The 12557-nt window shown below is 64.1% G+C and carries 10 protein-coding genes, 1 tRNA gene and 2 pseudogenes; 9 read left to right on the forward strand and 4 right to left on the reverse strand.

The genetic code is table 11. The annotated features are described in order from the left end of the window. The 8 genes from A9X04_RS05050 to A9X04_RS05085 all read left to right on the forward strand — a co-directional run. Nucleotides 1–1348 (forward strand): MCE family protein (locus tag A9X04_RS05050; RefSeq protein ID WP_067918336.1); only part of this gene is annotated, 1348 nt, incomplete at its 5' end. A 40-nt stretch (nucleotides 1349–1388) separates the two neighbouring features. Then, on the forward strand, nucleotides 1389–2417 hold the full coding sequence (locus tag A9X04_RS05055; protein ID WP_067918338.1) for an MCE family protein: 1029 nt from the start codon (nucleotides 1389–1391) through the stop codon (nucleotides 2415–2417). Then, nucleotides 2414–3811 carry an MCE family protein gene (locus A9X04_RS05060; RefSeq protein ID WP_067918352.1) on the forward strand — a complete coding sequence of 466 codons (1398 nt, stop codon included), beginning with the start codon at nucleotides 2414–2416 and terminating at the stop codon, nucleotides 3809–3811. The genes A9X04_RS05055 and A9X04_RS05060 overlap by 4 nt, the downstream gene beginning before the upstream one ends. Beyond that, nucleotides 3808–5142: a virulence factor Mce family protein gene (locus tag A9X04_RS05065; protein WP_156764221.1), complete on the forward strand. Its 1335-nt coding sequence runs from the start codon at nucleotides 3808–3810 to the stop codon at nucleotides 5140–5142. Before A9X04_RS05060 ends, A9X04_RS05065 begins: the two co-directional genes overlap by 4 nt. Then, nucleotides 5139–6296, forward strand: coding sequence for a virulence factor Mce family protein (locus A9X04_RS05070; RefSeq protein WP_156764222.1), 1158 nt, complete (start codon nucleotides 5139–5141; stop codon nucleotides 6294–6296). Before A9X04_RS05065 ends, A9X04_RS05070 begins: the two co-directional genes overlap by 4 nt. A 4-nt stretch (nucleotides 6297–6300) precedes the next feature. Beyond that, on the forward strand, nucleotides 6301–7779 hold the full coding sequence (locus A9X04_RS05075) for an MCE family protein (protein ID WP_067918342.1): 1479 nt from the start codon (nucleotides 6301–6303) through the stop codon (nucleotides 7777–7779). Beyond that, nucleotides 7743–8471 (forward strand): Mce protein, encoded by a 729-nt coding sequence (locus tag A9X04_RS05080; RefSeq protein ID WP_067918356.1) that lies wholly within the window; start codon nucleotides 7743–7745, stop codon nucleotides 8469–8471. The genes A9X04_RS05075 and A9X04_RS05080 overlap by 37 nt, the downstream gene beginning before the upstream one ends. A gap of 8 nt (nucleotides 8472–8479) precedes the next feature. After that, nucleotides 8480–9310, forward strand: a complete 831-nt coding sequence (locus A9X04_RS05085) for a hypothetical protein (protein ID WP_369828921.1) — start codon at nucleotides 8480–8482, stop codon at nucleotides 9308–9310. Nucleotides 9311–10580: 1270 nt separating this feature from the next. On the opposite strand, the gene A9X04_RS05090 is transcribed toward A9X04_RS05085, so the two are convergent. Further along, on the reverse strand, nucleotides 10581–11156 hold the full coding sequence (locus tag A9X04_RS05090; protein WP_067918346.1) for a DUF6036 family nucleotidyltransferase: 576 nt from the start codon (nucleotides 11154–11156) through the stop codon (nucleotides 10581–10583). After that, nucleotides 11156–11644, reverse strand: a complete 489-nt coding sequence (locus tag A9X04_RS05095; protein WP_231984470.1) for a helix-turn-helix domain-containing protein — start codon at nucleotides 11642–11644, stop codon at nucleotides 11156–11158. Before A9X04_RS05095 ends, A9X04_RS05090 begins: the two co-directional genes overlap by 1 nt. A gap of 85 nt (nucleotides 11645–11729) precedes the next feature. On the opposite strand from A9X04_RS05095, the pseudogene A9X04_RS29480 reads away from it, so the two are divergent. Further along, nucleotides 11730–11840 (forward strand): annotated as a pseudogene (locus A9X04_RS29480) (GNAT family N-acetyltransferase); the annotation flags it as partial. Between the two features lie 136 nt (nucleotides 11841–11976). On the opposite strand, the gene A9X04_RS05100 reads toward A9X04_RS29480, so the two are convergent. Further along, a tRNA-Arg gene (locus A9X04_RS05100) sits at nucleotides 11977–12049 on the reverse strand. A 260-nt stretch (nucleotides 12050–12309) separates the two neighbouring features. Beyond that, nucleotides 12310–12557 (reverse strand): annotated as a pseudogene (locus tag A9X04_RS05105) (amino acid transporter); the annotation flags it as partial.

Here is a 12557-nt window from a genome sequence, read left to right on the forward strand (position 1 = left end):
CCTGATGTCGGATCGCTCAGGCCTGGTGATGGAACCCGGCGCGGCGGTGAAATTGCGCGGCGTCCAGGTTGGCCGGGTGTCGTCGATCCAGCCAGGTGATCCGGTGAGACTTCACCTGGAGCTCTACCCGGAGCAGCTCAGGTACATCCCGGCCAACGTGGGCGCCAAAATCACCGCCACCACGGCATTCGGTGCCAAGTATGTCGACCTGACCACGCCCGCGCACCCGACCGCTAAACGGCTCGCGGCCGGCGCGGTGGTCGAAGCAAGCAACGTGACCGTCGAGGTGAACACCGTCTTTCAGAACCTCGTGGGCGTGCTCGACCAGGTCGACGTCCCCAAACTGAACGCGGTGCTCACCGCGGTGGCCGACGGGTTTCGCGGGAAGGGCGAGGCGATCGGCGAAGCCACCACCGACCTCAACCAGGTCCTGCTGACGATCAATCCGCGCAGCGAGACCATCCGGGCCGACTACCGCGCCCTGAAGGGATTCAGCGACGCCTACGGCGCGGCCGCACACGACATCCTCACGACGCTGGACGCCGCCAGCACGACCGCCACCACCGTCACCAAGGACGCCAAGGAACTTGACGCACTGTTGCTCAACGTCAGTGGACTCTCCCGCGCGGGCACCAACCTGATCGGCCCGAACAAGGACAACCTCGTGCACGGCATCAACCTGCTGGAGTCCACAACGCGGCTGCTGATGAAGTACAACCCTGAGCTCACCTGCACGCTGGTCGGCGCCAAGACCGCCGCCGACAGGTTCACCGGCCCGGCCGGCGGCGACAACGGGTATTCGGTGATCCTGGACTCTGGCCTGCTCTTCGGGGAAGACGCGTACAAGTTCCCCGACAACCTGCCGATCAACGGCGCCAAGGGCGGCCCCGGTGGTCAGCCCGGGTGCGGATCGTTGCCCGACGTCGCCAAGAATTTCCCGCAGCGCTACCTCGTCACCAACACCGGGTGGGGCACCGGACTGGACATGCGGCCCAACCCCGGCATCGGCTTCCCGGGGTATGTCGACTATCTCCCCGTCACCCGGGGGACACCGCAACCGCCTAGCATTCGGCACCCCGGCGGCCCGGCGCCCGGCCCCGTTCAAGGAACGGATGGATACAACAGTCCGGCACCCTATGGGGCGCCGCGATACGCCCCGGACGGCACCCCGCTGTATCCCGGTCTGCCGCCGGCTCCCCCGCCGGGCAGGCCACGCGAACCGGGTCCTCCGCCGGCGGGTTCGGAACCGTTCGTGCCGCCGGTGCGCTCCGGGCAGCAACAAACCTGCGGCCTGGTCAACAACGACTGCGCACCGTTGCCACCGCCGCCTTATAGCCCGGCGCCGTGACCACCGAATGAGACACCAGCAGCGATAGAGGAAGGCAGACATGCGAGAGAATTTGGCCGGTGCCCTGTGGCGCCTGTCCATCTACTTGGTCGTATGCCTGCTCGGCGCGTTTGCGCTCATCGCAGTGTTCGCCCAGTTGCGCTTTCAGTCGGAGAAGACCTACAAGGCCCAGTTCGCGAACGTGTCGGGCCTGCAGGAGGGAAACTTCATCCGCGTCGCCGGGGTCGAGGTCGGCAAGGTCAAAAGCATCACCGTCCAGCCCGACTCCACCGTGCTCGTCGAGTTCACCGCGGCCGACTCGGTGGTGCTCACCGAGGGCACCAGGGCCGCCATCCGCTTCGCGGACCTTATCGGCGGCAGGTACATGGCCCTGGAGGAGGGCGCCGGGGGAGTCAAGCGGCTTAATCCGGGCACGACCATCCCGCTGGCGCGGACCGAGCCGGCGCTGGACCTCGACGCATTGATCGGCGGCTTCCGGCCGCTGTTCCGCGCGCTGGACCCGGACCAGGTCAACAAGCTCACCGGCCAACTCGTGGCGGCGTTCCAGGGGCAGGGAGGCACGATCGGCTCTTTTCTCACCCAGGCCGCGGCCCTGACCAACACGCTGGCCGACCGCGATCAACTGATCGGTCAGGTCATCACCAACCTGAATACCCTGCTCGGTTCACTGAGCGGCCAGAGCAAGCAGTTCGCCCAGGCGGTCGACTCACTGGCCGAATTGGTGCGAGGGCTCAAGGGCCGCAAGCAAGACATCAGCAACGGAGTTGCATACGCCAACGCGGCCGCCGGGTCGATCGCCGATCTCCTGTCACAGGCCCGTCCGCCGGTCAGGAAGGTGGTACACGAGCTCGATCGGACCGCCGCAAACGTGCTGGCAGACCACGACTATTTCGACAACTTCCTCAACACCTGGGCCGACGCGACGCAAATACTGAACAGGCAGGGCATGTACGGAGACTTCTTCAGCTTCTATCTGTGCGACATCCTGATCAAGGTCAACGGTAAGGGCGGCCAGCCGGTGTACATCAAGATGGCCGGCCAGGCCACCGGCAGGTGCACGCCGCGATGAAACCCTTCTCCGAACGCAATCCGTTGATCATCGGCCTCATCGGCGTCGGCGCCACCCTGGCTGTCGTGTTGATCTCCCTGAACTATGACAAGCTGCCGTTCTTCAGCAGGGGCAAGACCTATTCGGCGTACTTCGCCGAGGCCGGCGGCTTGGCACCGGGTGACCACGTCCAGGTATCGGGTTACCGGGTCGGGCAGGTCTTGGACGTTGCCCTGGACGGACCGCGGGTACTGGTCAAGTTCAGCGTCGCCAACAACGTCCGCCTCGGTGACCGCACCGAGGCGGCGATCAAGCTGAAGAGCGTTCTCGGCAGCAAACTCTTGGAGGTAACCCCGCGCGGCGATGGGCAGCTGGGCGGCCCGATACCGCTCGACCGAACCAGGCCGGCCTATCAACTGCCAGACGCGCTGAGCGATCTCAGCAATACCATCAGCGGGTTGGACACCCAGCAGTTGTCCACCTCGCTGGCCGTGCTGTCCGACACCTTCGCCGACACACCGCCCGACTTGAAGCAGGCGGTGCAGGGGGTGGCGCGCTTCTCTCAGACACTGAACGAGCGCGACGCGCAGCTGCGAAACCTGTTGAGCAGCGCCAACAAAGCAACCAAGGTGTTGGCCGAGCGCAGCGACGAAGTGGTCAACCTCGTCGCCAACACCAACGCGCTACTGGTTCAACTGAGAAGCCAAAGCAGTGCGCTGGGCCAGATCTCGAGCAATTTGTCCGCCGTGGCGCAGCAAATCAAGGGCTTCATCGCCGAGAACCGCAACACACTCAAGCCGGCGCTGGATAAGCTCAACGGGGTATTGGCCATCCTGGACAACCGCAAAGAACGCGTCCAGAAAGCGATCGTCGGCCTCAACAGATACGCCTTAGGGCTCGGTGAAGCCGTCAGCTCGGGACCGTTCTTCAAGGCGTATCTGGTCAACCTGCTGCCCGGGCAGTTCGTGGAGCCCTTCATCGACGCGGCCTTCTCCGATCTGGGCCTGGACCCCAATGTGCTGCTGCCCTCACAGCGCACGGACCCGCAGCGCGGGCAGCCGGGCACGCCGCCGCTGCCGATTCCGTTCCCGCGCACCGGCCAAGGCGGGGAACCACGCATGACCATTCCAGATGCCATAACCGGCAACCCGAGCGACCATCCATGCGGTGTGCCCGGCGTGGCGTTGCCCGGCCCTGGCTGCTATCCGTATCGGGAGCCGCTGCCCGCGCCGCCACCCGGCGGCCCGCCGCCGGGACCTCCCGCGCCGCCGGGCCCCGGCGAAGGACAGTCCATCCCGCCAGGGGGGCCCGTCGAACTACCAGCACCTGGTCAGATACCGCCGAGCCAACCGCCCGTGCTGAACGGACCCGGACCCATCGGCCCGTCCCAGCCGGCCGGAGGTGGTGGCCAGTGAGGTCCCGTTACGTCAAGCTCGGCGTGGCCATCGCCCTGGCGGTCGTCCTCGTCGGCGGCATCGTCACCGTCGTGGGGTTGGCGACCGGCATAGGCCACACGCAAGTCGTCGGCTATTTTGCGGACAGCACCGGCCTCTACACCGGGGACGACGTCGTTATCCTCGGCGTGCGCGTCGGCAGGGTCGAGAAGATCGAACCGCAACCCGGCCGCGTCAAGATCACCTTCTGGTACGACGACAAATACAAAGTACCCGCCGACGCTAAAGCCGTGATTATCTCGCCGTCACTGGTGACACCCCGAGCCATCCAGCTGACGCCCGCCTACACGGGCGGGCCGACCATGGCCGATCACGCGACAATTCCGCAGGACCGCACCGCCGTTCCGGTCGAATACGACGACTTTCGCCAGCAGCTAGAAAAACTGACTGAGACACTGCAGCCCACCAAGCCAGGCGGAACCAGCACGTTGGGGGCGTTCGTCGACACCGCGGCCGACAACCTGCGCGGCCAGGGGCCGGATATCCGTAACGCGATCATCAAGCTGTCACAGGCGATTTCCGCGCTCGGCGACCACAGCGACGACCTGTTCAGCAGCTTCAAAAACCTCTCCCTCCTGGTCTCCGCCCTGCACGACAGCAGCGACCTGCTGCGGCAACTGAACCAAAACCTGGCCGGGGTGACCGGCTTGTTGGCCAGCGACCCCGACGCGGTCGGCAACGCGGTCCGCGACCTCAACGACGTGGCCGGCGACGTCACGGACTTCGTCGCCGACAACCGTGAGACCCTGGGCGCCACGTCGGACAAGCTGGCATCGGTGACCACGGCGGTGAACCAGAGCCTCGACGACATCAAACAGGTGTTGCATGTCGCCCCGACCGCGTTCCAGAACTTCCTGAACATCTACAACCCCGCGCAGGGCTCGTTGACCGGCATCCTGGGCGTCAACCAATTCGCCAACACGATCCAATTCCTGTGCGCCGCGGTCGAAGCCGCGTCGCGCAAAAACTCCAAGGAGTCGGCCAAGCTGTGCGTGCAATACCTGGCGCCCATCATCAAAAACCGCCAGATCAACTTCCTCCCGCTGGGGGAAAACCTCTTCGTCGGCGCCACCGCGCGGCCGAACGAAATCACCTACAGCGAGGACTGGCTGCGGCCCGACTACGTTCCCCCGCCACCTCCGGGAGCGCCCGCACCGGCCGCCGCGCCGCCGCAGGAAAGCGCAACGGCGCCAGACGCGCCGGCCGCGCCACCGCCGGCCGCGCCGGTGCAGACCCCAGATCCGGCCGCCGGCTTGCGCGGAATGATGGTGCCGTCCGGGGGTGGACAATGAGCCGGGCACCACGCTGGTATCGCATGGCCGCGGGCCTGGTGACGGCACTTGCGCTGGTGCTATCGGGCTGCGGCTTCCACGGGGCGAACTCGTTCAAGCTGCCGGGAACCAAGGGCGGCGGGCCCGGTTCGTACACCGTTAAAGCAGAGATGTCCGACATTCAAAACCTGCAGCGGAACTCCCGCGTCCGGGTCAATGACGTCACCGTCGGCACCGTGAGCGACATCGAACTGCAGGGCTGGCACGCGTTGGTCACGATGAGCATCGAAGGGGGCGTGGACCTCCCGGCCAACGCGACGGCCACGATCGGCCAGACCAGCCTGCTGGGCTCGGTACACCTCGAATTGGCGCCACCCACTGGGGCGCCGCCTGTGGGCAAGCTCAAAAATGGGTCGTTGATACCGCTGTCTTCGGCGGGCGGCTATCCGTCAACCGAACGCACGCTGGCGGCGCTTTCCCTGGTGCTCAACGGCGGCGGCCTAGGGCAGGTCCAGGACATCACCAAGGCGCTGAGCACCGCGTTCACCGGTCGCGAGCAGGACCTGAGAAGCCTGCTGGGCCAGCTCGACAACTTCGTCGGCTACCTCAACGACCAAAAGGACGACATCATCGCCGCGACGAACAGCCTGAACAACCTGGCCGGTCAGTTCGCCGACGAAAAACCGGTGATCGATAAGGCGCTGAAGACGATCCCGGACGCCTTGACGGTGCTAAAAGACGATCGAGAGGACCTTGCCAACGCGCTGGGTGACCTGAGCAGATTCGGCGCGCTCGCCGCCGACTCGGTCAACAAGACCAAGCAAAGCCTCGTGCAGGAACTTAACGACCTCGGCCCCGTGCTGCAGTCACTGGGCGACGCGGGGGTGTCGTTGACCCGCTCGCTGGGCCTCTTCGGCACCTTCCCGTTCCCCAAGGACACGTTGAGCAAATGGCTGCGCGGTGACTACGCAAATCTGACCGGCATCTTCGACTTGACCCTGAGCCGGCTGGACTCGGGGTTGTTCACCGGCACCCGGTTTGAGTGCAACCTGAGCGAGCTGGAGCTTCAGTGGGGCCGCACCATCGGCCAGCTGCCGAGCCCCTGCATGGCGGGAAGCCAGTACAACCCCGGTAACCCGTTGGTCGTGCCCTACCACTTCAACCAGGGGCCGTGACATCATGCTGAACCGACTCCCCCGACGCATCAAAATCCAGCTGGCGGTTTTCGCGACGGTCAGCAGCGCGGCGGCCGCCATCATGTTTTTCGCCTACATGCAGATACCGACCTTCTTTTTCGGGATCGACCGGTATGAGGTCACGGTCAAACTGCCGCAGGCGGGTGGCCTGTATGCCGGCGGGAATGTCACCTACCACGGCGTCGAAGTCGGTCGGGTGCAGGCGGTGCGCCTGACCGATGCCGGCGCCGAGGCGGTACTGCGGATGAACTCGGATTTCCATATCCCGGCCGATTCCGGCGCCCAGGTGCATAGCGTGTCGGCGGTCGGCGAGCAGTACGTCGAACTGCTGCCGCGCAGCACGACCGGGCCGCCACTGAAAGACGGCGACGTGATACCGGTCGACCGCACGTATGTCCCGCCGGACATCAACTCGCTGTTGGCGGCCACCAACCGCGGACTGAACGCGATCCCACGGGACAACCTGAAAACGGTGGTCGACGAATCGTATGTCGCAGTCGGCGGGCTCGGGCCGGAACTTTCCCGGCTGGTGAAAGGGACGACTGCGGTGTCGATCGACGCCCGAAAGAACCTGGACGCACTGGTCAACCTGATCGACAACTCCAAGCCACTGCTCGACAGCCAGATCGACTCATCGGCCGGGATCCAGGCCTGGGCCTCACACCTGGCGGCGATCACCTCGCAGTTGCGCAACAACGACTCCTCGGTTGCGGGCCTGCTACGCAAGGGCGGACCAGCCACCGCCGAGGCTCGCCAATTGTTCGACCAACTGAACCCCACCTTGCCGATCGTCCTGGCCAACCTGGTCAGTGTCGGGCAGGTAGGAGTCACCTACCGCGACAACCTGGAATCCCTTCTGGTGGAGCTGCCACAGGGTACCGCCGACATCCAGGCAATTGGCGTGGCCAACAAAGACACCAAGCAGCCCTACCATGCTCCCTTCCTGAGCTTCAAACTAAACGGCAACTGGCCGCCGCCGTGCACGACGGGATTCCTGCCGGCCCAGCAGCAGCGGGCGCCCAGTTACGAGGACTACCCGGATGTTCCCAAGGGGGACTTCTACTGCCGGGTGCCACAAGACTCGCAGCTCAACGTGCGTGGCGCGCACAATCTGCCGTGTGAGACCCGGCCCGGCAAGCGGGCGCCGACCGTCAAGATGTGCGAGAGCGACGAGACGTACGTTCCGCTGAACGACGGCTGGAACTGGAAGGGTGACCCGAACGCAACATATTCCGGCCAAGGTGTCCCGCAGTTCAGGCCGGGGGAGGAACCAGCGGGGCAGGTCCCCGCACCGTCGCCGCCCGGTCCGGAACCACCGCCGATCGCAGCCGTCCAGTACGACCCAGCCACGGGCATGTATGTGGGACCCGACGGGCGTATGTACACACAACGAGACCTGGCCCGTGGTGCCACAAAGGAGCAAACATGGCAAAGCATGCTGATGCCGCCCAAGACGAACTGAGCGCAACAGACCGTCCGTCTATGTCCGCGGCGACGCCGGGGCAAAGCGACGGCGACTCAACGCAATCGCCCAACAGGATCACCTCGAAAGACGACAACGCCGCGGCGGCACCCGCCTCGGACGAGTCCGATGCGGCCGACGACTATGACACTGCCGTCGATGAAGACGCCGACGACGCTTCCGAAGACGCCGCGCCGCCCAAAAAGAGGGCCACGCCGGTGCGGCTGGCGGCGGCGTTGGGTTTGGTGACGGTCGTGGCCTTGGGCGCGGTGGCCGGGTGGTTCGGGTATCGGGGATATCAGGCACGTCAGGCCCAACAGCAACGCGAGCTGCTGGTTCAGGTCGGGCGGCAAGGCGCGCTGAACCTGACCACAATCGACTGGCACCACGCCGACGCTGACGTCCAGCGCATCCTGGACTCCGCGACGGGTCAGTTCTACGACGATTTCTCCCAGCGATCAAAACCTTTCGTTGACGTGGTCAAGAAGGCGCAGTCCACGTCGGTGGGGACAATCACCGACGCGGGTCTCGAGTCGCAATCGGGCGACGAAGCCCAGGTACTGGTGGCTGTATCCGTTAAGACCTCGAATGCCGGTGCCGCCGAACAGGATCCGCGGCATTGGCGAATGCGGATAACGGTGCAGAAGGTTGGCGGTGGCGCAAAAGTCTCCAATGTCGGATTTGTGCCGTGAGCAGGCCGTTGTCCGGCAACCGCCGACACCACACTCTGCCAACCAGAAAAGGAACTATCGCAGTGCGGCTCAAAACCGATCGCAAGACCGATCCGGGTGCAACCGAGGTCTCGGAAGAGAAGACTGGGCAGGGCGCCAGCCAGACGAACGAACCCGAGGCGATCGGCGACGCGGTGACCGCCACCGACGACACCGAATACCGGGCCGAATCGGCCGAGGACACCAGCGACGGCGACGTGGAAGACGTTGCCGAATCAGGCGACACGTCCTCTAATGATGCTGAAACCGATGACATTGAAACCGAAGAAGATGTCAAAGACGTTGAGCCGCCGGGACGTAAACGCCGAATCAGGCGGATCAAATGGTCGCGGGTGCTTGTCTTCTGGGTGCTCCCCGTCGTGGGGATGGCGGTCGCCGCGGCGGCGGGTTATTTGAAGTGGCAAGACGCGTGGGTCCGGGATTCGGCGGTCGCCGGTATCGAGTCGGTCGCGGCCGCTAAGGATTCCACCGTGGCAATACTGTCCTACCAGCCCGACACCGTCGATAAAGACCTAACTGCCGCGCGGGCTCGGTTGACCGGCAAGTTCAAGGACTCCTACGCACAATTGGTCCATGACGTCGTGATGCCGGGCGCCAGGAAGGACCACATTTCGGCGATCGCCACCGTTCCCGCGGCGGCGTCGGTGTCGGCGACTCCGAACCACGCGGTCGTCCTGGTGTTCGTCAACCAGACCGTGACTGTTGGCAATGATGCGCCCACGGACACCGCATCCACTGTCCGGGTGACGTTGGACAAGAGCGGCGGCCGTTGGCTGATCTCCTCTTTCGACCCCGTCTAGTCGGAAAGCGCGGTGGCCCAAGGGATATGTCGCTGCAGCATTACAGGGTCGTCTGTGTCGGGCCGAAATTCTGGCACAACGTGTACGGCGGCGTGATGGAGTCTGCACATCCTTGGGCCTTCACCATGTATGTCGCCCCAGGCCGGTAAAAGTAATACATGCGCACCGTCTCCTGACCGGACTTGTATGCGCAATGCCCAGGCGAGCCGTCGCCCGCTATGGATACACACACCACCTGCATGTTGGGGACGGCTGCTACGGTGCACGGCCCCGGATGCATCGTGACCAACACCTTGCTCTCTCCGGATACCTGTACAACTTCAGGCGGTGTGAGCACAAAGGAGCACTGTCCGGATGCATCTTCCCCCGACGGCGATGCGTGCGAGACGCCGCCCGATCCGACGGGAACGAGCGCCATCCCCATAACCAGTCGCAAAGCCGCGAGACGGCGAGACATCTTCGAATAATACAAGTCAGAGCCCCGGCTAGGTAGGGTTTGAAGCGCACTGCTGGCGAGTCGAACCAAGTCTGCCCCACAACAGATTTCGAGCCCAGCGCGGTATCGAACCCCCGTGGAGACTCGGTGAGCTTCCCATTTTGCTGGCACGGCCACAGATCATTCACACGTGAGTGTTCTCGTATAGCGAGGTCATGGTCGCTGGACCAACCAGATAGATGTTCTCGGCCGCTTATGCTCACGGTTTATCGCTAGGGTTGATGAATTCGGGGCGGCCATCGGCAAGGTTCGGCAATGAATTTTGGCGAGGCGTTTGACTAATATCTCGGCGAGATGCGCCAGGGGCTTTTGGCTCAAGCCGCTACGCCACCGGCCAGCTCGCTCGTCCTGTGAGAACCTCCAAGCGGACGAGTCCGCGGGGTCAAAGCGCCTCTGGCCCCGCCATATTGGGCCATCTGACGCTACATCGCGCCACGGCGTGTCCCAGATTCACCGACCAAACACCGACCACGGATCAGCGTTGACGGAGGGTCGGCAGGACCAGAGCCGCCCTTGGCAGAGAAGCCGACTTGTCTCACGGTGACTGCCGCGACGCATTAGCACCTCTAACGTCGTCCCGAGCGACGTAGGGCGACATATCGGCGCCCCATCCGGTTGGCACGTCTGCGAGCGGCGGGCGAACGTGTAGCCGGAACCTGATGGATCAATAGCGGTTATCCATAATGTGGCAGTACTCGGAAGAAGTGCCTCGCGGCGAAGTGACATCCTTTCCCAATCCTGGCCAATCCCAACGCCGCGGCTGCGGTTCGCGAGCTACTCAACGCTGTTTGTGCGGTGAGCGAGCCAGGCGGCTGCGCGTTGGGAGGCTCTCCCAAAGCGTTCGGGTACGGTCGCGGGGCGCGTTGCGATCACTTGCGGGTCAACAAGATCAGCAGTGATCAGTGCGTCGACGAAGTTCAAGTCCTTCTCTCGGAGAGCACACAATTTCGCAACACACAGGTCTTCCTTGTCGAGGCACCATCCGATGAATTGAGGTTCGCCCGATGGGGCGGCGGTGTTCTCGTTCTGGACCTTGACCAGTCGATCGCGCCATCCGCCGGGCAGTGTCGAGGTCTGCAGGTCTACGGCGTCGATACTGAAGCCGTGAAGCTGCTCAAATGGGGAGAATTCGCCCGCTGCTCCTTCGATTTCGTCTGCGAGACGGGTGATTTCACCGGTGTTGTCGGCGATCGGGAGAACGTCGATTTCCGCCGATCTGGTGGCGTAGAAGGGCAGCTGATCTTCGGTGTAGGTGCCGAGGATCGCTTGGGAGCCGACGATGATCACTTCACTCAGGCCCGCGATTTGGCAGGCAGTCCGGATAGCGTGCTCAAGCTGGTCGCGCCGCATCAGCGCACCGTGCGCAAAACGCGGATGCGCTCCTCATCGCGGAGCAGTCCACCCATCGGTGAGACTTCGCGCATCTCGATGCAATCGCGGCTGAGTCCAGTAAGGACGCGATGAAGGCCGGGTACGTCGCCGCTTCTCATGAGTGATTCCCAGCGGTCGAGGTTTCTCATGTGTGGCTGGCCGGTGACGCCGGACCGCAATCGTCGCAGGTTGTGCTCGATCGCGGGTTGCCATTGTGTGAGAGTCGACCGCCTCAGGTGCCTGGCCAGCTCGCGGTGCAGTTTCCACGAGCGGCGTTCGGAACGTGTCAGCTTGGGAGTGACCGGCTGGCGGGTGATTTCGAGTCGGTACCCCATACAGGACAGCAGTCGGTCGAGCTGCTCATCGCTGAGTTCAACCTTGTCGGAGAGGAACTGGCTGATGCTCGGCTGGTGCACACCGCTGAGCCGAGACAACTCGGACTGGGTGGTGCCTGTTTCGTGCATCACCGTCCGCAATACGTCACTCCGACCGCTCATGCCCAACTATAGCATTTTCTACTATAGATAGCGGGGGCCGTTTTGTGCGGTGCCGCACGATGAGGTCCGCACGTTCTACGCCAACTTCGAGTTTTGGGCGTCTTCGACCGATCCGCTGCATTTGATGCTGTTGATGAAGGACGCCCGCGCGCTCATCGTCGGCTGATGCAACGCGATTGACTATCGCGGGCCAGGCTGCGCCAGCTGACGCCAACCAATCACCGACCACAGCACCGACCAGAACCAGCCGAGGCCAGTCGGCAGACATCTGAAAACCATCGCTGAACTGCGCAAACACCAAGTGCCCCCGGCAGGATTCGAACCTGCGACACCGGCTTTAGGAGAGCCGTGCTCTATCCCCTGAGCTACGAGGGCGGGGGACGTCGTCGAATACCTGACTGAAACCTAGCTAGGCGGGGTTCAGCGGCGTTCGCGGCGTCCAGGTGCCATTCCGGACGATCAGCCTACGCGTCCTGATGTGGCGGGTGTGAGTGTAGCTGGTATGGCGATGACCACGTGACTTCTAGGTGGGGAGCCTCGTCGTGCCGGCTGGCGTTAGGGCGGCTCGCTCCCGACAAAGCTCATGGGCCTACCAGTTGGACGATGCCCTCACCGGAATCCGCTCCGGTGGGGCCGCGCGTGAGGGTGCGGCCGCGGAAGAAACCCGGGGCGATCGCCCACCAGCCCAGCATCAGGATCACTCCGAGCACCAGCGCGCCGACACCGACCGCCGCGACGGCCCCGAACCCGAGGATCGTGATGTGGTGGCCCTCGTCATCGGTCAACCACTCGGGCCTCGCGTACTGGATGAGCCCGTAGACGAAAACGACCAGTAAGACCACGCCGCCCAGCAACGGGACGACACCGCGCATCACAAAACCCC

The organism is Mycobacterium sp. E3247 (genome assembly GCF_001667785.1).
GTDB lineage: Bacteria > Actinomycetota > Actinomycetes > Mycobacteriales > Mycobacteriaceae > Mycobacterium.

What these genes read in the sequence shown, in the direction of transcription:
- A9X04_RS05080 (WP_067918356.1), top strand. Translation starts at nt 7,743, where the DNA reads ATGGCAAAGCATGCTGATGCCGCCCAAGACGAACTGAGCGCAACAGAC.
- A9X04_RS05055 (WP_067918338.1), top strand. Translation starts at nt 1,389, where the DNA reads ATGCGAGAGAATTTGGCCGGTGCCCTGTGGCGCCTGTCCATCTACTTG.
- A9X04_RS05060 (WP_067918352.1), top strand. Translation starts at nt 2,414, where the DNA reads ATGAAACCCTTCTCCGAACGCAATCCGTTGATCATCGGCCTCATCGGC.
- A9X04_RS05090 (WP_067918346.1), bottom strand. Translation starts at nt 11,156, where the DNA reads ATGCGGCGCGACCAGCTTGAGCACGCTATCCGGACTGCCTGCCAAATC.
- A9X04_RS05070 (WP_156764222.1), top strand. Translation starts at nt 5,139, where the DNA reads ATGAGCCGGGCACCACGCTGGTATCGCATGGCCGCGGGCCTGGTGACG.
- A9X04_RS05075 (WP_067918342.1), top strand. Translation starts at nt 6,301, where the DNA reads ATGCTGAACCGACTCCCCCGACGCATCAAAATCCAGCTGGCGGTTTTC.